15 protein-coding genes and 1 tRNA gene are annotated in these 19,125 nt (G+C 71.0%); 8 read left to right on the forward strand and 8 right to left on the reverse strand.

Features of this window, described 5'->3' with window-relative positions; genetic code table 11:
• Positions 1–244 precede the first annotated feature (244 nt).
• The 4 genes from E1161_RS23645 to E1161_RS23660 all read right to left on the reverse strand — a co-directional run bounded on the left by E1161_RS23645 (position 245) and on the right by E1161_RS23660 (position 3,981).
• A complete protein-coding gene (locus E1161_RS23645) occupies positions 245–1,156 on the reverse strand; it encodes a S49 family peptidase (protein ID WP_132626912.1) in 912 nt (303 codons plus the stop codon).
• 9 nt (positions 1,157–1,165) lie between these two features.
• Positions 1,166–2,419, reverse strand: a complete 1,254-nt coding sequence (locus tag E1161_RS23650) for a histidine kinase (protein ID WP_132626943.1) — start codon at positions 2,417–2,419, stop codon at positions 1,166–1,168.
• A 168-nt stretch (positions 2,420–2,587) separates the two neighbouring features.
• Positions 2,588–3,439, reverse strand: a complete 852-nt coding sequence (locus E1161_RS23655; RefSeq protein ID WP_132626914.1) for an Fpg/Nei family DNA glycosylase — start codon at positions 3,437–3,439, stop codon at positions 2,588–2,590.
• A 104-nt stretch (positions 3,440–3,543) separates the two neighbouring features.
• Positions 3,544–3,981 (reverse strand): cytochrome d ubiquinol oxidase subunit II, encoded by a 438-nt coding sequence (locus E1161_RS23660; protein WP_165939920.1) that lies wholly within the window; start codon positions 3,979–3,981, stop codon positions 3,544–3,546.
• Between the two features lie 247 nt (positions 3,982–4,228).
• Between E1161_RS23660 and E1161_RS23665 the strand changes: the two genes are divergently transcribed.
• Together E1161_RS23665 and E1161_RS23670 are read left to right on the forward strand one after the other, a co-directional pair.
• Positions 4,229–4,627 carry a PPOX class F420-dependent oxidoreductase gene (locus E1161_RS23665; RefSeq protein WP_132626918.1) on the forward strand — a complete coding sequence of 133 codons (399 nt, stop codon included), beginning with the start codon at positions 4,229–4,231 and terminating at the stop codon, positions 4,625–4,627.
• A 94-nt stretch (positions 4,628–4,721) separates the two neighbouring features.
• Positions 4,722–4,794: transfer RNA gene (locus E1161_RS23670), tRNA-Gly, on the forward strand.
• 147 nt (positions 4,795–4,941) lie between these two features.
• Here the strand turns inward: E1161_RS23670 and msrA are convergent.
• Both msrA and E1161_RS23680 read right to left on the reverse strand, forming a co-directional pair.
• Positions 4,942–5,598, reverse strand: coding sequence for a peptide-methionine (S)-S-oxide reductase MsrA (gene msrA, locus E1161_RS23675; protein ID WP_132626920.1), 657 nt, complete (start codon positions 5,596–5,598; stop codon positions 4,942–4,944).
• A gap of 20 nt (positions 5,599–5,618) precedes the next feature.
• A complete protein-coding gene (locus tag E1161_RS23680) occupies positions 5,619–7,037 on the reverse strand; it encodes an acyltransferase family protein (protein WP_235875262.1) in 1,419 nt (472 codons plus the stop codon).
• Positions 7,038–7,259: 222 nt separating this feature from the next.
• On the opposite strand from E1161_RS23680, the gene E1161_RS23685 reads away from it, so the two are divergent.
• On the forward strand, positions 7,260–8,504 hold the full coding sequence (locus tag E1161_RS23685) for a hypothetical protein (protein ID WP_132626922.1): 1,245 nt from the start codon (positions 7,260–7,262) through the stop codon (positions 8,502–8,504).
• A 78-nt stretch (positions 8,505–8,582) separates the two neighbouring features.
• Here E1161_RS23685 and E1161_RS23690 read toward each other — a convergent pair whose 3' ends face one another.
• On the reverse strand, positions 8,583–11,804 hold the full coding sequence (locus tag E1161_RS23690) for a glycosyltransferase (protein WP_132626930.1): 3,222 nt from the start codon (positions 11,802–11,804) through the stop codon (positions 8,583–8,585).
• A gap of 139 nt (positions 11,805–11,943) precedes the next feature.
• On the opposite strand from E1161_RS23690, the gene E1161_RS23695 reads away from it, so the two are divergent.
• The 5 genes from E1161_RS23695 (at position 11,944) to E1161_RS23715 (ending at position 17,149) form a co-directional block, all read left to right on the forward strand.
• Positions 11,944–12,222, forward strand: coding sequence for a hypothetical protein (locus E1161_RS23695; RefSeq protein WP_132626931.1), 279 nt, complete (start codon positions 11,944–11,946; stop codon positions 12,220–12,222).
• Positions 12,212–13,669 (forward strand): sensor histidine kinase, encoded by a 1,458-nt coding sequence (locus E1161_RS23700; protein ID WP_207920372.1) that lies wholly within the window; start codon positions 12,212–12,214, stop codon positions 13,667–13,669. The genes E1161_RS23695 and E1161_RS23700 overlap by 11 nt, the downstream gene beginning before the upstream one ends.
• Complete coding sequence (locus tag E1161_RS23705) at positions 13,666–14,328, forward strand: response regulator transcription factor (RefSeq protein WP_132626933.1); 663 nt, start codon at positions 13,666–13,668, stop codon at positions 14,326–14,328. The genes E1161_RS23700 and E1161_RS23705 overlap by 4 nt, the downstream gene beginning before the upstream one ends.
• Positions 14,329–14,572: 244 nt before the next feature.
• On the forward strand, positions 14,573–15,994 hold the full coding sequence (locus tag E1161_RS23710; RefSeq protein ID WP_132626934.1) for an SLC13 family permease: 1,422 nt from the start codon (positions 14,573–14,575) through the stop codon (positions 15,992–15,994).
• Positions 15,995–16,012: 18 nt separating this feature from the next.
• The gene (locus tag E1161_RS23715; protein ID WP_132626935.1) at positions 16,013–17,149 is read left to right on the forward strand and encodes a glycerate kinase family protein; all 1,137 of its coding nucleotides are present in this window, start codon (positions 16,013–16,015) and stop codon (positions 17,147–17,149) included.
• A gap of 2 nt (positions 17,150–17,151) precedes the next feature.
• Here the strand turns inward: E1161_RS23715 and E1161_RS23720 are convergent, their stop codons facing one another.
• Entirely contained in the window at positions 17,152–18,954 is a 1,803-nt protein-coding gene (locus tag E1161_RS23720) for a gamma-glutamyltransferase family protein (RefSeq protein ID WP_132626936.1), read from the reverse strand.
• Positions 18,955–19,125: the final 171 nt, after the last annotated feature.

Genomic DNA, 19,125 nt, shown 5'->3' on the forward strand with positions numbered 1-19,125 from the left:
CGGCCTCCCCGCCGATCCCGCGAATGCGGCCGCAGAACCCTAGTTGTTAGCGCAGCACGAGGGTGCTCCACGAGGGGCCAGCGGCAAGAAACTGCCCTGAGAAGGCTATTTTCGCCCGAATGGATCAACGCGTGAGGCTGATCGAGCGATGGTCCCGTACCCGGACCAGATCAGCCCTGTCCGCAACACCACGCGAAACGGGTCCCCGCCGAGCCTTCCCGGCAGGGACCCGAAGCACAAGCCCCTACAGGCCGAAACGATCCCACATGGCGCGGTGTTCGAGCGCATCGAGCCCGGAAACCAGGTTCGCCACGGGGTTCCTGGACACGCCCGAGGACATCCCGAGGCGCGCCAGCAGCGGTTTGCGGCCCTCCACGGTCTGCACGTGGGCCTCCGGGTACTTGCGCTCGATGATCTCGCGCAGCGTGCCGACACCGTCGATCAGCCCGAGCTCAGCGGCCTTCGCGCCGGTCCAGACCTCACCGGAGAACAGCTCCTCCTCGCTGCCGGACAGCTTGCCGTCGCGGCGCTCGCGCACCCAGTCCCGGAACTGCCCGTGCAGCTCGTCCTGCAGGCCGCGCAGCCACTGCACGTCCTCGGCCTTCTCCGGTCGGAACGGGTCGAGCCGCACCTTGTTCTCACCGGCGGTGTAGACCCGGCGTTCGACGCCCAGCTTGTCCAGCAGGCCCGTCATCCCGAAACTGGCGCTGACCACGCCGACCGAACCGACCAGCGAGGTCTGGTGCGCGTAGATCTCGTCGGCGGCGCACGCCAGCCAGTAACCACCGGAGGCGGCGACGTCCTCGCAGTACGCCATCACCGGAACGTCCTTCTCCGCCGCCAGGCCGCGGATCCGGTCCGCGACCAGCGCGGACTGGGTGGGCGCACCACCCGGCGAGTTGATCGACAGCACCACCGCGCTGAGGCGGTCGTGCGAAAACGCCCGGTTGAGCGCCGAGTCCACGTTCTGCAGCGAGATCGACGGCCGCCCCATCGGCGACGGCTGCGGCGTGATGACGCCGTGCAGCTTGACCACCGCCACGACCGGGCCGCGCTCGTTCATGCCGGGCAGCTTCCCGCTGAACTTCTCGGTCAGCTCCTTGGGCAGCTTGGCCGTGACCGCGTCGACGAACTTCTGGGGTGCCTTCTCGTCCATACCTCGACGCTACCGGCCCGCGGCGGGTCCGGTGGCCAAACCCACTCCGGGCTCGTCCACGGGCGTCAGCGGCTCCGGCCGGACACCGGGGGCGAACTTCGGAACTCGCATGATGACCTTCATGCCGGCGCCCCTCTCGGTCTCCACCACGAGCCCGTAGTCGTTGCCGAAGGTGGCGCGCATCCGGTTGTTGATGTTGCCCAGCCCGACGTGCGCGCCGGTGAGGTGGGCGTTGGCGAGCTCGGCGTCCAGCAGCTCCGGATCCATCCCGATGCCGTCGTCGTCGACGCTGATCAGCGCTTCGGAACCGTTGTCCTCGGCGGTCACCGAGACCGTCCCGCCACCGGGCTTGTTGGCCAGGCCGTGCCGGACGGCGTTCTCCACCAGCGGTTGCAGCGCCAGGAAGGGCACCACGACCGGAAGCACCTCGGGGGCGATCTTGAGCTGCACGTTGAGCCGGTCCGGACCGAACCGCGCGCTCTCCAGCGTCAGGTACCGGTCGATGTTGCGGATCTCGTCGGCCAGCGTCGTGTAGAGCCCGCTGTTGCGGAACGAGTAGCGGGTGAAGTCGGCGAACTCCTGCAGCAGGTCGCGCGCGTGCTCCGGGTCGGTGCGGATCAGCGAGGAGATCGTGTTCAGCGCGTTGTAGATGAAGTGCGGGGAAATCTGCGCCCGCAGCGCGCGCACCTCGGCCTGGGCCAGGCGCTCCTTGGACTCCTGCAGCTCGGCGAGTTCGAGCTGGGTGGACACGTGGTGCGCGACCTCGGCGGCAGCGCGCAGGAGCCGCTTGCGATCGCCGTCGGCGATGACCGTCAGCACACCGCGGACGTGGCCCTCGACCTCCAGCGGCACCACGGCCGCGTGCCGCATCGGGCACGGCCGCTGCTCGCAGACCACGTCGCCGTGGTCGAGGAAGTCGCGCTTGCCGGTGCGCAGCACGTGCTCGATCTTGGTGCGCAGGTCGGCGTAGTGGTGATTGGCCTCGCCGTCCCAGGTCAGCAGCGTTCCGTCACCGTCGACGATGCCGACGGCGACGCAGGCCAGCAGTTCCCGCAGGTGCGGACCGGTCTTGTCCGCCGATTCCTGGTTCAGGCCCTCGCGCAGGTAGGGCGCCGCTCTGGTCACCCGGTGCAGAGCCGCCAGCGTGGCGTCCTCCACCGAGGTGTTCACCCGACGCGCCCGGCACAACAGCACGAACATGCCCAGCACGGCGAGCGCGGCGAGCGTGGTCAGGACCGTCCGCTCTGTCAACAACTCCGCCACAACATCAATCTGCACGAGCAGCACGCTGTGAATCAAGGCGGCTACGGCCAGTGCGGGGTTTCCATCGGTGAACGGTACGGACCCGTTCCGTTCAGCGGAATCCATTCGTCCGTTCAGCAGGCATGCCCTGTGCACAACCCCAGCAGTTGCCCACAACATGTGGACAACTCATTTGAGCAGCCGGGACATCCTGCGATCCGCCAGCTTCTTCCCACCGGTCTGGCACGTCGGGCAGTACTGCATCGACCGGTCGGCGAAGGAGACTTCCCGAACCGTGTCACCGCACACAGGGCACGGCAAACCGGTGCGGCCGTGCACCCGCATCCCCGACCGCTTCTCGGCCTTGAGCCGCGCGGCGTCCTGGTTCAGCGAACGCTCCACCGCGTCGCGGAGGACGTCCTGGGCACAGGCGTGCAGCCGGGTCACGGCCGCGGCGTCGAGCTTCCCGGCCGTGGCGAACGGGGAGAGCTTGGCGGCGTGCAGGACCTCGTCCGAGTAGGCGTTGCCGATTCCCGCGATCGTGGACTGCTCGGTGAGCACGGTCTTGATCCGCTCGGTCCGCCCGTCCAGCAGCGCGGCCAGCCCGTCGGCGTCGAGCTCCAGCGCGTCGGGCCCCAGCTTCGCGATCCCGGGGACCACGGCCGGGTCGTCGACGATCCAGGCGGCGAGGCTCTTCTGGGTGCCCGCCTCGGTCAGGTCGAAGCCCACGCCGCCGAGGTCCACGCGCAGCGCGATCGGCCCGCGACCGGGTTTCGGCGGGGTCGCGGCGAGCTTGTCCGACCAGCGCAGCCAGCCGGCCCGCGCCAGGTGGCAGACGAGGTGCAGGCCACCGCAGTCCAGGTCGAGGTACTTGCCGTGCCTGACGGCACCGGTGACCTCGCGTCCGCGCAGCGCGGTCCACGGCGGGTCCGCGGTTTTGAGCACGCTCATCGAGGCGACGTCGACGCGCGCCACCGTCAGCCCCACGGCGTGGTCGCGGAGGTGCTGGGCCAGCGCCTCCACCTCGGGAAGTTCGGGCACGACCCCAGTGTGCCGCAGGAACGTCAGCGAAGCGGCGACGCTCGGAGTCAAGAGGCGTGTCAGGTCCCGCTACCTGCGCCGCCAAGCAGGACGACCGCGGACGCTCATTCGGTCGGCTGGAGCCTGCCGTTCATGTCCGGTTCCGCGTACAGCTCGATGTGTCGGGCCACCTGCGAGACCTCGGTTCGCACCTCGATGAACCCGCGCACGACGCCCACCCAGGTCTCCGGTGGGTTCTCGTCGGCGTCGCCCGGGGTGGACGCGGTGAGGGTCCACGGGCGGTGCAGCACCCAGCGGATCGGGAAGAACAGGATCGCGAGCACGATCACCGCGATCAGCCAAGTCGGGATGATCACCTCGGCGGGCGTCCAGGCGATGAACACCACCACCAGGGCCGCGAGCGCCGCGCCCACCACGATCGCCGGCGTCGAACCGCCGTTGACGTCGTGCTCGAACTCGTCCACCACGATCGGGTTGGACCACTCCAGGTTCGCCCTGATCGTCCACTCCCGGCCGTCGGAGCCTCGAACCACCCGGTTCATCGTCGCCTCCCCGCCCACCCGGGCTGGTCACTCGAACGCCAACTCACCACTCGGACCACACCTGTCACCGAGCGTGGTGCCACGGTACCGCTCATGTCATCGGCCCCGAGGGTGATGGCACGCACGGAACGGGCCACCAACACCCCGCTCATTGTCGATCATCACGGTGCCCGAGCCAACCCTTCGAGCCGGAAACAACCCGGCTGAACCACTACGCTCCGAGCACACCAGGTTCGGGAGGTTCCGGATGGACGTCGACGAAGCCCGCGGGCTGATCCGCGACCAGCACCGCGCGGTGCTGGGAACCCTGCGCACCGACCGAACACCGCTGATGACACCGGTCTTGGCGACCGTCGACGAGCAGGGCCGGGTGGTGATCAGCACCAAGTCCGGTTCGGGCAAGGTCCGGAACCTCCGCCGCGACCCGCGCGCCTGGCTGTGCGTGCTGCCGGACGCGTTCTTCGGGCGCTGGTTCCAAGTCGACGCCGACGTCGAGATCGTCGAACTGCCCGAGGCCCTGCCGCTGCTGGAGGACTACTACCGCTCGATCTCCGGCGAGCACGAGAACTGGGAGTCCTACCGCGAGGCCATGCGCTCGGAGAACCGGGTCCTGCTGCGGCTCACCCCCACCCGCGCGGTCGGCTGAAGGGGACCCCCGGTGAACGGCTTCCGAACCGTGGGCTAAAGTGTTCACCAACAGCCCACCGGGGGCGGAAGCCACCGGGAGGCGATGAATACACGCGGATGTAGCGCAGCTGGTAGCGCATCACCTTGCCAAGGTGAGGGTCGCGGGTTCGAGTCCCGTCATCCGCTCGCAGCAGTGGGGCCGAGGTATCAACCTCGGCCCCACTGCTTCTCGTGCTGGCACCAGCGTCGACCAGACCTCCGCCTCCTCCGCACCGGCGCGCGCGTTGCGCCACCTCGTACCACTGCGGGAAGCAGCGGTAGCCGCACCACCGGTCAGCTCTCGACGCCGAGGCCGATCGGGCAGGAGACCCCGGTGCCACCGAGGCCGCAGTAGCCGTTGGGGTTCTTGGCGTCCGAGAGGTACTGCTGGTGGTAGCTCTCGGCGTAGTAGAAGTCCTGGAGCAGGGCGATCTCCGTGGTGATCTCGCCCTTGCCGGCCGCGGTCAGGGCCTGCTGGAAGGCTTCGCGGCTGGCCTCCGCTCCGACCTTCTGCTGGTCGTCGACGCAGTAGATGGCCGAGCGGTACTGGGTGCCGAGGTCGTTGCCCTGCCGCATGCCCTGGGTGGGGTCGTGGTTCTCCCAGAACTCCTTGAGGACCTGCGCGTAGCTGATCTCCTCCGGGTCGAAGACCACCAGGACCGCTTCGGTGTGGCCGGTCAGCCCGGAGCAGACCTCTTCGTAAGTCGGGTTCGGCGTGTAGCCGCCCGCGTAGCCGACCGCCGTGGCCCACACGCCCTCGGTCTGCCAGAACACGCGCTCCGCGCCCCAGAAGCAGCCCATGCCGACCACCGCGGTGGCCAGGCCCTCCGGGAACGGCGGAACGATGCGACGCTCCGGGAACACCGCGTGCCGCTCGTCCACCGGCATCGCCGTGTCACGGCCGGGCAGCGCCGACGACGGGTCGATCATCTTCAGCTTCGCACCGAACATGTTTCCAGGGTACGCGGTGGTCAACGGCGATCCAGCCGGTTGGGATCGCCGCGGCGACCCGCTTCCGGCGGCATCGGGCGGCGCGCGTGCCTGCCCTGCGGCGGCTCGTCGATCTCACCGGACAACCGCCGTGACAACGGCGACTCCTCCGGCGGCTGGCGACGCGGGATTGCCCGGTCCGGCGGGAACGCCCGCCCCGGCGGCGGCCCGGCGGACCGCTGCGCACCGCCCACCGGCGGGCGCGGCGGCGCGGGTAGAGGACGCTCGGGCCTCTCCGGGACCCTTCGCACCGCCGGTTCGGGCAGGGGGAGGGATCTCTCGGTCCGAACGTCCGCCGGATCGGGATCCGGTTCGCGCTCGACCTCCTGCTCGGGCGCGGTGTCCAGGAGGTGGCGCAGGCGCATCGTGGGGTCCTCGACGTACTTCCACGACAGGGTGCCCAGGACGTAGCAGGTCGGGGCGGCGCAGAGCAGCATGAGCCACTGGTCGCCGATCCCGGCCATCGCCAGCAGCTGCTGCACCGGGAAACCCCAGACGTACACGCCGTAGCTGCCGTTGACCCACACGCCCGGAACCGTCAGCCGCGACGGCCAGAAGTGCCCGGCCACGATCACCGCGTAGCTGACCGCGAAGGCCATGAACGCCGAGGCGGTGATGTTGTTGCCCATCACCACCAGCACGACCAGGCCCGCGCCCGCGGCCAGCGGCGACAGCGGGATCCGGTAGAGGTTCAGCAGCACGCCCAGCGCGAAGGCCACCAGGAACGCCACCAGCGACTCGACCGGGACGCTCAGCAGCGAACCCGCGGACTCGGCGCCCGGGGTCTGCTCCAGGTGCCGGTCCCAGGCGATCAGGCCGATCAGCGCGACCACCGTCAACCAGCGGAAGTCCTTCTTGGCCGTGCCCAGCAGCAACAGCGCGAAGAGGCCGCCGTAGGCCAGCAGCTCCATCGGCAGCGTCCACAGCGAGCCGTTGACCGCGTCCGGCCACGGGTTGTTCTCGAACACGCCCGGCAGGTCGTGCCGCAACGTCAGCAGACCCGCGTTGTTGACGATGTAGCCCCAGGTCTCGTGCGCGCGGAAGTACTCGCCGAGCGGCAGCGTGGTGATCATCGGGCCGACGACCAGGGCCATGCCGACCGACACCGTGAGCATCGGCGGCCACAGCCGCAGCACCCGCTTGACCGCGAAGCGCAGCGCGTGCGGATCGCGCATCCAGCTCTCGGTGATCTGAAAACCGCTGAGGGCGAAGAAGCCCATCAGCACGCCCTCGTCGGGCTGCACCGGCCACTCCGGCGGGAACAGCTCGCCGCTCCCCACCAGAGGGGAGCTGTGACCGTAGATGACCAGCAGCGCGCCGATCATGCGGATCCAGGCGAAGCCGTGGTTCGGGGCGGCGAACAACTCAGGGCGAGCGTGCACGACGCGCGCAACACTCAACCCGGATCACCCCATCGATTCGCGCCCGACTCGGACGTCAACGCTGCGTAGCCTAGCCGGGGCCCCCTGCGGTTCGGGGCCCCTTACAACCCGGACACCCGTCCGGACCAGACCGCAGACCGTATCGTTATTCGGCCGGTGCACCGCGAACCTGTCGCACAGTGCCAGAATGGCGTCGTTCGCAGCAGCGGCGTTCATGGAAATCCGGAAAGGGCGCTATCGGTGACCTGGCAAGACGAGTTGCAGAACCTCGACGCCGAACTCGCGGCGGGACGGATTTCCGCCGAGGAGTACCGACAGCGCAGGGACACGGTGCTGGGCAGGGCGCAGGGCGGTCAAACCGGTCCACCGCAGTCGAACCCGGACGGTTTCCCGCAACAGGACCAGACACAACAGGCTGATCCCTCGTCCGGGGGCTTCCCGCAGCAGCAGCCCGCCCAGCAGCAACAGCAGCCGTCGAGCCCGTTCCCGCCCGCGTTCAGCTGGGGCGACGCCGCCAAGCAGCAGCCGCAGCAGGGTGGCGACGAGGCCACGCAGGTCGTGCCGCACCCGTACCACCAGCAGCAACCGCAGCAGCCGCCCGCGGACTCCAACAGCACCCAGATCGTCAGCGTCCCGCAGGCGCCGCAGCAGCAACAGCAGTGGGGCTCGCAGCCGCCGTGGGCCGGTCAGCAGCAGGGCCCGCAGGGCTGGGGTCCGGTGGAGACCACCGGCACGCCGTGGGGCGATGACCTTCCCGGCTCCAGCGACTCCGGCGAGGCGTCCTGGATGAGGCAGGGCCCGGAAGTCTTCGAGTCCGCCGGCAAGTCCAGCAAGGGCAAGCTGATCGGCGGTCTGTCCATCGGTGCCGTGCTGCTGGTCGTCGTGATCGTCGCCGTGGTCTTCTACTTCGCCAGCAGCGGCGGCGACCAGCCCGAAGGCCAGACAGCCGCTCCGCCGCCGCCCGCGCCGACCACCAAACTGCTGCCGGCACCGCCCGCCGCCAAGGCGCCGCCGGCGACGACGCAGGAGGTGCTGGTGGCCGCGAACGGCCCCGCGCACCCGTGGGTGGGGCTGCTGGACCTGCCCAACCTGCAGGGAGCCAAGGGCGGACTGCTGCAGCCGAAGACCGTGCTCGACACCGCGTTCCAGAACGGGCTGGTCGAGGGCTGGTTCAACGGCACCGAAGGCGCGCAGCCGAAGACGACGCTGCTCGCGCTGACGATGCCCGACACCAACGCCGCCAAGACCGTCGTCGACAAGTACCTGGCCGCTCAGCAGGGCCTCTCCGAGATCGAAGACCTCTCCTACCAGGGCGTTTCGGTGGTCTCCACGGGAGCGACGTTCCGCACGGCCTACGTGGCGCACAACTACGCGGTGATCATCGACGTCAGCGGCCCGCCGGAGCACGAGGACGCGGCCCAGCAGTCCTTCAAGGCGGTCCTCGACCAGCAGCTCGCCCAGACGCCGCCGACGGTCACCGGATGACCCGCCGCACTTGGAACGGCCGCTCGCCTCGTACTCCGAGGTGAGCGGCCGTTCCACTCGCTCAGACGCGGTCGCAGGTCAGGCAGCGGTGGTGAGCTTGGTGAGGAGGGACTCGAGAGCCGCTCGCGACGCCGCCGGGCCGAACTGGGCCTCGATGGCCGTGCGCCCCGACTCGGCGAGGGCCGACCAGGTCTCGTCCTCGGTCAGGAGCCGGGTCACCGCGACGGAGAAGGACTCCTCGTCGTCGGCGACCAGGACGTCCTGACCCGGCTTGAGGTGCATGCCCTCGATCGCGACCGACGTGCCCACCACCGGGACGCCGACCGCGAGGCTCTCGCCGACCTTGCCCTTCACCCCCGCGCCGAAGCGCAGCGGAGCGATCGTGACCCGGGCCTGCGCGTAGTGCGGCTCCAGCGACTCGACCCAGCCGTGCACCTCGACACCCGGGCCCCGCAGGGCCCGGACCTCGTCGGTCGGGTTGCTGCCGATGACGTGCAGGACCGCGTCCGGGCACTGCTCGCGGACCAGCGGCATGATCTCCCGGGCGGCCCAGCGAGCCGCGTCCACGTTCGGCGGGTGGTCGAAGCTGCCGACGAACACCACGTCGCGGCGCCCCTCGACGCGAACCGGCGCGTGGTCGATCTCGTGCACGTTGGACAGCACCCGCACATCGGCCTCGGGCACCAGCTCGCCCAGCAGCGTGCGCTCGGTCTCGGAGACGACCAGCGTCACGTCGCATGCCCTCGTCAAGCCCAGTTCCATCTGCTTCGACGCGAACGCCTTGCGGCGCAACGCCTCCGCGTGGTCGGTCTTGCCCTGCCGCTCGGCGAGCTCGGCCTCCCGCTCAAGCCGCAGGAAGTGCACGTCGACGGTGTCGTAGGCGATGACGGCCTGCGGTGCGCGGGTCCGAAGCTCCTCGACCAGGCTCCACGCGACCTGCGGACGCGATAGCAGCGCGAGGGAGATCTCCGACCCCGCCTCGTGCAGGAACGCCTGCTGGAGCTGCGGCTGCGGCAGCACCGTCACGCCGATCTGCTGCAGGTTCTCGGTGTAGGGCTGCAGCGGCGCGTGGTTGGCGGGCAGGAACACCACCCGGTACCCGAGCTCCACCAGCTGTTCCAGCACCCGGAAGATGCGCACCGAACCCGAGTCGAAGTCCGGCCGCGGCACCTGGTGGTCCTTGACCAGCACGATCGGCCCGTGGTGACCGCGTGCGCCGCGCTGGCGCGCCAGCCACAGGTTGCGCGCAGACGCCCCCGGGAGGTGCTCGGCGCGCAGCACGTCCGCCCACTTCTCGACGAAGACCTGCCGGTTGAGCTCCTGGTGCTTCTTCACCCCGGAACCGATGTCGGTGCCGTGGGAAACGCCCTCGTGGTGCACCACCACGGCCTTGGGTTGCACGACGGTGCGGTAGCCGGCGGCGCGGATCGCGAACGCCAGGTCCGTGTCCTCGTAGTACGCGGGCGCGAACCTCGTGTCGAAGCCGCCGACCTGGCGGAACAGCTGCTCGCGCACCAGGATCGCCGCACCGGAGCAGTAGTCGACGTCGCGCAGCACGTTGAACTCCGCGCCGCTGCCGTCGGTTCCGCGACCGTAGTTCCAGCCGTTGCCGTCGGCCCAGACGATCCCGCCGCACTCCTGCAGCCGCCCGTCCGGGTACACGAGCTTGGCGCCGACCAGTCCGATCCGCGGATCGGAAGTGATGGTGTCGACCAGGACGTCCAGCCAGGACTCGGTGACCTCGGCGTCGTTGTTGAGGAAGAACAGGTGCTCGCCGCGCGCGTGCTCGGCGCCGAGGTTGCAGGCGCCGATGAAGCCGAGGTTGCGCTCGGCCCGCACCAGCCGCACGCCCTCGCAGGCGGCGAGCTTCTCGGCGCTGTCGTCCGGTGAGGCGTCGTCGACCACGATCACCTCGAACGGCACCGACACCAGGTGGCCGCCGAGGAACCGCAGGCACTGGCGGGTGTAGGACCACTTGCCGTGGACCGGAACGATCACGCTGACCAGCGGCGAATCGCTGTGGGGCACCGGCAGCGGCCCGCTCTCGGCCTGCTCGGCGACCGCTGGGACGCCGGGCTTGCGGCCCAGCGCGATCTCGTAGGCGTCGCGACGGGTGGTGCCGCGCGGGGCGACCCGCTCGACGACCTCGCGGTACTTGCCGACCGCGCGCTGCACCAGCGCCGAGTTCTGCGCGGACAGCTCGGCGTTCTCGGCGGTGAGCCGCTCAGCACGGCTCTCGGCGTCGGCGAGCTTGCCTTCGAGGCGGGCGGCGGTGTCGCGCAGCCACTCCACGCGGGCGGCGTCGCGCTGCGCCTGCAGACCGCGTTCGCGCAGCTGCTCGCGGAGTTCGGCGAGCTCCCGGTTGTGGACGTCGGCGCGCTGCTCCTCGGACTTGCGCAGCTCCTCCAACCGCGCGATGGCGCCCTTGAGCTCCTCGGCCTCACCGCGACTGCGCTGGTAGAGCTCGTTGAGCTTGGCCACGTCGGCGACCGCCTCGTCGCGCTGCCCGATCAGCGCCGCCGAGTCGCCCGCGCGGGCCAGGGTCAACTTCGCGTCGGTGAGCACCGCCGCCGCGGGGAGCTTCGGCAGGGGCTTGTCGGAGGCCACGCCCAGCAGGTACGTGTGCGGGACGCCCTGGCTGACCGCCCAGTCGCCGGCTTCGTTGCGCTCGATGGTCTGCAGCCGGACGCCTTCGATCGCGGTGTCGCGGTCGCCGTGATCGGCGGGCACCACCAGCGACCCGACGGTGACGTTCTGCTTGAGCACCGCCACGTGCCGGAAGGACTCCTCCAGCATCGACTCGTACTCGCGGGCGCTGAGCTCCTTGACGTGGAACGGGTTGTCGTTGCCATGCTCGTGGCTGTAGACGGCGGTGTCCGGGGTGCTGGACAGGAACAGCCCGCCCTGCTTCATCCGCGACCGGACCAGCCGCAGCACCGCCGCGTGGTCCGCGACGTGCTCGATGGCCTCGAAGCACACGACGACGTCGAACGGCTTGGCGTCGGCGAGCAGGTCCGGGTCGGTGATCGAACCGACCTCGAAGCTGACGTCGCGGCCCGCGTAGTTGTGCCGGGCGTGCGCGATGGTCCGCTCGTCGATGTCGACGCCGACGACCTCGGCTCCCCCGGCCGCCAGCAGCGCGGCGCCGTAGCCCTCGCCGCAGGCGAGGTCGAGGACTCGTTTGCCCCGCGCGAAGGGGGCTGCCAGGGCGTACCGGTGGTAGTGCTCGTAAACCACCTGCACGTCTTCGGTCCAGGGCACGCAGCGCTCCCCGGTCCAGTCGATCAGCCGCTCGTCCATGGGCCCCTCACCGAGTTGTCAATCCGCCCGCAGGTTATCGCCCATCGGCAGGCTGCTGCGGCCGGTTCGGGCGAGGAACATGAGGACGTTCTCATCCCGGTTTCACCCGCGGGTGTCCCCGACAGATCAGAGTGGGTCCATGCGTTCCGTCCCCCGGGGAGCCCTGCTGCTCGCGGCCCTCGCTCTGCCCATCGTCGCCGTGCTCATCAGCTTCGCGCTGACCGGCGGGGCGCGCTCGCCCGAGATCCCGGAGAGCGTGCGCGTCGGCAGCTCGTCCAGCCCTCAGCCGTCCGCGGACGCGCCGGTGCCCGTCGTTCCCGGTCCGCCCGACGTGCCTCCCCCACCCGCCGAGCTGCCGCCGCCTGCGCCCAACGATGACGACGACGGTGACGACGCGACGGACCGCCATGACGACTGATCCACCCACCCGCCCGCTGACCAGGCTCGCCGGTCGTCGCGGCACCCGCGTGCCCGCTCGGGCCCAGATCATGGGCTGGCTGCTGCTGGTGCTGGTCCTGGTGCTGCTGACGGTCATAGTGATCGTCCGCGAGTACCTGCACGACGAGGTCGACCGCCGGGTCACCAACTCGCTGGAGCAGGAGGCGAAGGAGTTCGTGGCCTTCGCCGAGAGCGGCCAGGACCCGGTCAGCGGCCGGATGCTCGCCGATCCGGGGGCGCTGCTGCACAACTACCTCGGTCACCAGTACCCGGACATCGACGAGGCCCTGATCGGCGCGTGGCCGGCGGTGGGCGGTCTCGGCGTGGTCTCGCAGGAGCAGACCGAGCCGATCAAGGCCGTCGCCCACGACCGGACGGTGCTGCGGCGGATCATCGACGACCCGCGAGCGCACGGCGATCTGGACACGGCGGCCGGCCCGGTGCGCTGGGTGAAGGTGCGGGCCGAGACCGCGCGCGGCGGCAGCGCCTGGTTCGTCGTCGAGCACCACATCGCCGCCGAGACCGCGGAGGTCGACCGCAGCGTCCGAGTGCTGCTTCTGGTCAGCGCCCTGGGCGTGGTGCTGGCCGCGCTGATCTCCTGGGTGGTGGCAGGGCTGATCCTGGCCCCGGTGCGGGCGGTGCGGCAGGCCGCCGCCGAGATCACCGAACACGACCTGACCCGGCGCATCCCGGTGGATGGCCGCGACGACATCGCCGCGCTGGCCGACCAGTTCAACGCGATGCTGGACCGGTTGGAGGACGCGTTCCGCATCCAGCGGCAGTTCGTCGACGACGCCGGCCACGAGCTGCGCACCCCGATCACGATCGTCCGCGGCAACCTGGAACTCATCGGCGTCGATCCCGCCGAGCGCGACGAGGTGGTGCGGCTGTGCACCGACGAGCTGGACCGGATGACGCGGATCGTCAACGACCTGCTGGTGCTGGCCAAGGCCGACCGGCCGGACTTCGTCTCCCCCACCGAGGTGTCGCTGGCCGAGCTGACCAGCGACATCGACGCGAAGGTGCGTTCGCTGGGCGACCGGCGGTGGGTGCTGGCGGAGATGGGCGAAGGCGAGTTCTCGCTCGACGGGCAGCGGATCACCCAGGCGATGGTGCAGCTGGCGCAGAACGCGGTGCAGCACACCTCCCCCGGGTCGGCGATCCGGATCGGCTCCGCCGTCCGCGACGGCACCGTCGGGCTGTGGGTCAGCGACGAGGGGCCGGGCGTCGATCCCTCGGAGGTGGAGAAGATCTTCGAGCGCTTCAGCCACGGCAGCGGCCGCAAGGGCGGAGCCGGGCTGGGCCTGGCGATCGTCCGGGCCATCGCCGACGCGCACCACGGCCGGGTCGTGGTCCGCTCCACGCCCGGTTCGGGAGCGACCTTCCGGCTGGAACTGCCCGCGAAGACCACGGGAGGCGAGGCATGAGCAAGATCCTGATCGTCGAGGACGAGGAACGCATCGCAGCGTTCATCGAGAAGGGGCTGCGCGCCAACGGGTTCACCACCACCGTCGTCGCCGACGGGGAGTCCGCGCTGCACCACCTGGTCGACGGCGGGTACGACCTGGCCGTGCTGGACCTGGGACTTCCCGGCCGCGACGGGTTCGAGGTGCTGCGCGACGTGCGCGCGAAGCGGGTGACGCTGCCCGTGGTGATCCTGACCGCGCGCGACACCGTGCACGACACGGTCGCCGGCCTGGAGGGCGGCGCGGACGACTACATGACCAAGCCGTTCCGCTTCGAGGAGCTGCTGGCCCGCATCCGGCTGCGGCTCCGTTCGGCGGAGCGCGCCGAGGAGATCACGGTGCTGCGCGACGGCGAGCTGTCGCTGGACCTGCGCACCCGCCGCGCCCAGGTGCCCACCGGCACCGTGGACCTGACGGCCCGCGAGTTCTCGCTGCTCGAGCTGTTCCTGCGGCATCCCGGCCAGGTCCTCAGCCGCGAGCAGATCCTCTCCCACGTCTGGGGTTACGACTTCGATCCCGGCTCCAACGTCGTCGACGTCTACGTCCGCGCGCTGCGGCGCAAGATCGGGAACGGCCAGATCGGGACCGTGCGCGGCATGGGCTACCGGCTCGGCGGCTAGTACCCCGGGCGCACCTGCTGGTAACCGAGGTTGGGCACTGGGTGTGGAACAGCGCCCGCGAGCGGTGTGCACAGCTGTGGATAAGTCTGTTCAGAACTGTGCACAACCACGCCTGGGCACCTCCATCAGCGCAGTTCACAGCCCTGTGGATAACTCCATCCACAGGGCTGTGGAAAACGCGGGATGAAGGCGCTCTCACCGGAGGTTCACGGAAGTCTCAGGCCGGCCCCGGAGTGTCTTCCTCGTGCAGGTCAACAGCGTGGGAGCAGACCCGGTCGCCGGGTGGGGATGGGCCGTGGCGTTCACCCTCGCCGGCGTCGGCGTCTTCGGGGTCCTGGCAGTGCTCACCGTCCCGGCCCAAGGGCTCGACGGGTCGTTGAGCCGCGACGCGGTGCTGGCGCTGGTGGTGTTCGGCGCGGCCATCCTCGGGTGGACGCGCGCGCAGGTCGACGACACCTTCGTCGCCCTGCTGGCCGCCGCCGTGCTCGCCGTGCTCGGAGTGCTGGAGTCCGAGCGGCTGTTCGCCGCGCTCGGCGAGGACCAGATCTGGCTGCTGGTGGCCGCGTTCATGCTGGCCGCCGGGATCAACCGGACCGGACTGCCCGCGCGACTGGCCCTCGGACTGGCCGGCCGGGCGCGATCGCCCCGGTCGCTGTGCCACCTGCTCACGCTCGGACTGGTCGGCACCGCGCTGCTGATCCCCAGCACCAGCGGCCGGGCGGCGATGGCCGTTCCGCTGCACCGGGGGCTGGCGTCCGCCCTGCCGGACCGGTTGGTCCGGACGGTCGGTTTGCTCGTGCCGGTGGTGATCCTGCTGTCCGCGATCGCCACCCTCACCGGTGCCGGAGCGCACCTGATCACCAGCCAGGTGCTCGCGGCGACCACCGGCGAAGGCATCCCGTTCGGCTGGTGGCTGTGCTGGGGACTGCCGTTCGCGCTGGTCAGCTCGCACCTGGCGGCCGAACTGGTGCTGTGGACCGGCGGCGCGAACGGGCGGACGCCGCTGCGCGTCGACGTGGCCGAGCTGCGCGCCCAGCTGGACGTCCCCGAGCGGTTGCGACCGGCCGAGGTCCGGGCCGGAGCGCTGCTGGGAGGCGTGGTGCTGCTGTGGAGCACCGAGTCCTGGCACGGGCTGCCGCCCGCGCTGATCGCCCTGGGCGCGGCGCTGCTGGTCACCTCCCCCCGCTTCGGAACCGTCCCGATGAAGGCCGCCGTCGGCGAGATCCCCTGGTCGCTGCTGCTGTTCATGGCTGCGACGGGTGCGCTGGGCACCGCGCTCACCGACTCCGGCGCGGCCGGCTGGATCGCCGGTCACGCGCTGGTCGGCGACCGCCCGGTCACGCTGCTGGCGGCCGCCGTGGCGCTGAGCACCGCGCTGCACCTGCTGATCGCTTCCCGGTCGGCGCGGTCGGCGGTGCTGATCCCGCTGCTGGTACCCGCGGCGCTGGCCGTCGGGGCCAACCCGATGGCGGTGGCGTTCGCCTCGACCGCGGCGGCCGGCTTCTGCCACACGCTGCCGTCCTCGGCGAAACCACTCGCGATGTTCGCCGAGCACTACGAGCCGCCCGAGCTGCGCAGGCTCGCCGTCGTCCTCGGGCCGCTGACGGCCGCGCTGGTGCTGCTGTTCTCCCTGCTCATCTGGCCACTGCTGGGTTTGTCCGTCTAGTCCACCGTGGAGGAAAGAATGTTCCGCATCGTCGTCGCGCCGAGCGGCTTCAAGGAATGCCTGGACGCCGAGCAGGTCGCCGACGCCATCCAGGCAGGCATCCGGCGGGTCATCCCCGGGAGCGTGGTCGACACCGTGCCGCTGATCGACGGCGGTGAGGGCTCGGCCCGGCTGCTCGCCCGCGCGACCGGCGGCACGCTCGTGCCGGTGACCGTCACCGGTCCGGTCGGCGATCCGGTCGCGGCCCACTTCGCGCTGCTCGACGACGACACCGCGTTCGTCGAGATGGCCGCCGCGGCGGGCTTATCGCTGGTCCCGCCAAGCGGACGCGATCCCGGCCGCACCACGAGCCGGGGCGTCGGCGAGCTGATCCGCGCGGCGCTGGACACCGGTGCGCGGCGCATCGTCGTCGGCTGCGGCGACTCGGGCACCTGCGACGGCGGCGCCGGGGCGCTGCAGGCCCTGGGCGTGCGGATCACCGACGAAGCCGGCCGGGAAATCGGGCCCGGTGGCGCTGAGCTGCTGCGCGCCCACCGCGTCGAGGCCTCCGTCCTCGACCCTCGGCTGTCCGAAGTGGACATGACGGTCGCGGTCAACCCGCGCAACGCGCTGTGCGGTCCGGACGGGGTGGCCCGCCGCTACGGCCCGCAGAAGGGCGCTTCGGCGCAGGACGTAGAGCTGCTGTCCTCGGCGATGTCGAACTGGGCGCGGCTGCTGGACCCCGACCTTGCCGAGCTGCCCGGCGCCGGGGCTTCGGGCGGACTGGCCGCCGGACTTGCCGGAGTCCTCGGAGCGCGCCTGGAATCGCGCTTCGACATGTTCCTGACCAGCGCCGACCTTGAGCAGCGGCTGCGCACCGCCGATCTCGTGATCACCGCCGAGGGCGCCATCGACGCGTCAACCGCGCTCGGCAAGATCCCCACCGAGGTCGCGCGCCGCGCCAAGCGGCACGGCAAACCGGTCATCGCGCTGTGCGGCACCATCGGGCCGGGCGCCGACACCAGCTACGAGCACGGGATCGACGCCATCACTGGAATCCTCACCGGACCGGTGGCGCTGCCCGACGCCATCACCCGAGCACCGGCGCTCATCACCGACGCGACCGCCCGAACCCTGCGGATGCTGCTGCTCGGAACCACCCTCCCGGCCGCGTGAGCTCAGCGGCCCGCCGCGTACCCCTGGGCACCGCGCGGGTTGGCGGCGGCCTTGAGCAGGCCCGACTCCGGATCCCTGGACACCGCCGAGAGGCGACCGAGGGACCACGGGCCGTTGTCCCTCACCAGGTGCCCCCGGGAGCCCAGCGCGGCGATGGTGTCGGCGCCGAGGCGGGATTCCACCGCCACAGCACCGGGCTCCCACTCGCGCGGGTAGAACGAGCGAGGGAACGCGGTGCTGTGCCAGGCGGGTGCGTCGATGGCGGCCTGCAGGTCGAGCCCGCCGTGGACGTGGGCCAGCCAGAAGCACAACTGCCACTGGTCCTGCTGATCCCCACCGGGGGTCCCGAAGGCCAGCGCCGCAACGCCGCCGCGCAGCGCCAGCGACGGGCTCAACGTGATGCGCGGGCGCTTGCCCGGCACCAGCGAGTTCGGCAGTCCCTCTTCCAACCAGAACATCTGGGCGCGGCTGCCCAAGCAGAACCCGAGTTCGGGGATCGTCGGCGAGGACTGCAACCACCCGCCGGAAGGGGTCGCCGAGATCATGTTGCCCCAGCGGTCCACGACGTCGATGTGCACCGTGTCACCCCGGCTCTCCCCGTTGGGCAGCACGGTCGGCTCGCCGATGCCGACACCGCTCGGATCCGACGGCCCGCCCACACCGCGGCTCTCGGCGACGAACGCCGGCAACCCGGGCGCGCGTCCACCGGGCGAGCCGGGCCGCAGGTCCAGCGACGCGGTCGCGCCGATCAGGCCCCGGCGCTGCGCGGAGTACTCGTCGGAGACGAGGTCGGCGAGCACGCCGGGGTCGGCCGAGTCGCCGTACCACGCCTCGCGGTCGGCGAACGCGAGCTTGGTGGCCTCCACCGCCGCGTGCACCACGTCGACCGGCGGAACACCGTCCACGTAGGACACCGGCAGACCTTCCAGCAGCTTCAGCTGCTGGGCGAGCGCGGGTCCCTGCGACCAGATGCCGAACTTCGCCAGCGTCCACCCGCCCGGCAGGTCGACCGTCAGCGGCTGCTCGTAGGTCGTCTCGAACTCCGCCATGTCCTGCGCGGTGAGCACGCCCGCGTGATCGCGGCCCGAGTTGTCCCGGTGCCTGATCCGCGCGAAGTCCTCCACGGCTTCGGCCACGAACCCCTGCGACCACGCCCGGCGAGCGGCCTCGATCTGCGCCTCCCGGCCGGTCACCGACTCGGCCTCGGACAGCAGCCGCTCCCAGGTGTCGGCGAGCACGGGATTGCGCACCACAGACCCCGGTTCCGGGACCGAGCCGTCCGCGTTGAGCCAGCGCTCCGCCGAGGTCGGCCAGTGCTGCCGGAACATGTCGGCGACCAGGCCGATGGTGTCGCTGATGCGCGGCACGATCGGACATCCGCCGCGCGCGTAGCCGATCGCGTAGGTCAGCACCTCGCGCAGCGTCTTCGTGCCGTGGTCGCGCAGCAGCGTCAGCCAGCCGTCCCAAGCGCCGGGCACCGTGGCGGCCAGCAGTCCCGTGCCCGGGATCAGGTCGAGGCCGAGTTCGTCGCGGTAGTGCTCGATCGTCGCCGCGGCCGGCGCCGGTCCCTGCCCGCACAGCGCGCGCGGTCGCGGGTCGGCGGCGGTGGCGAACAGCGCCGGGACCTCACCGCCCGGCCCGTTGAGATGTGGTTCGACGACCTGGAGCACGAATCCGGCCGCCACCGCGGCGTCGAAGGCGTTCCCGTCGTCCTCCAGCACCGCCATCCCCGCTGCCGAGGCGAGCCAGTGCGTCGAGGCGACCATCCCATGGGTACCGGCGAGCTCCGGGCGAGTCGTGAACACCCGTCCACCCTAGATCTCCAACACCCCCATGCCGAGGGCTCGACCCCACACCTCGCGCACCCTCGCCCCACCGCTGGTCGACGAGGGTGACCGATCACGGCGGAAAGCCGGGTGCGGGTGGCGGCGGTGATCGGGCCACCCCGGGAAGACGGTGGGGACGGGGTTCGGGGA

Source organism: Saccharopolyspora aridisoli (assembly GCF_004348445.1).
In the GTDB taxonomy this organism is placed as follows: domain Bacteria; phylum Actinomycetota; class Actinomycetes; order Mycobacteriales; family Pseudonocardiaceae; genus Saccharopolyspora; species Saccharopolyspora aridisoli.

Coding starts and splice junctions, on each gene's coding strand:
- E1161_RS23690 (WP_132626930.1), bottom strand. CDS start 11,804: ATGGACGAGCGGCTGATCGACTGGACCGGGGAGCGCTGCGTGCCCTGG.
- E1161_RS23665 (WP_132626918.1), top strand. CDS start 4,229: ATGGACGTCGACGAAGCCCGCGGGCTGATCCGCGACCAGCACCGCGCG.
- E1161_RS23700 (WP_207920372.1), top strand. CDS start 12,212: ATGACGACTGATCCACCCACCCGCCCGCTGACCAGGCTCGCCGGTCGT.
- E1161_RS23705 (WP_132626933.1), top strand. CDS start 13,666: ATGAGCAAGATCCTGATCGTCGAGGACGAGGAACGCATCGCAGCGTTC.
- E1161_RS23695 (WP_132626931.1), top strand. CDS start 11,944: ATGCGTTCCGTCCCCCGGGGAGCCCTGCTGCTCGCGGCCCTCGCTCTG.
- msrA (WP_132626920.1), bottom strand. CDS start 5,598: ATGTTCGGTGCGAAGCTGAAGATGATCGACCCGTCGTCGGCGCTGCCC.
- E1161_RS23715 (WP_132626935.1), top strand. CDS start 16,013: ATGTTCCGCATCGTCGTCGCGCCGAGCGGCTTCAAGGAATGCCTGGAC.
- E1161_RS23660 (WP_165939920.1), bottom strand. CDS start 3,981: ATGAACCGGGTGGTTCGAGGCTCCGACGGCCGGGAGTGGACGATCAGG.
- E1161_RS23645 (WP_132626912.1), bottom strand. CDS start 1,156: ATGGACGAGAAGGCACCCCAGAAGTTCGTCGACGCGGTCACGGCCAAG.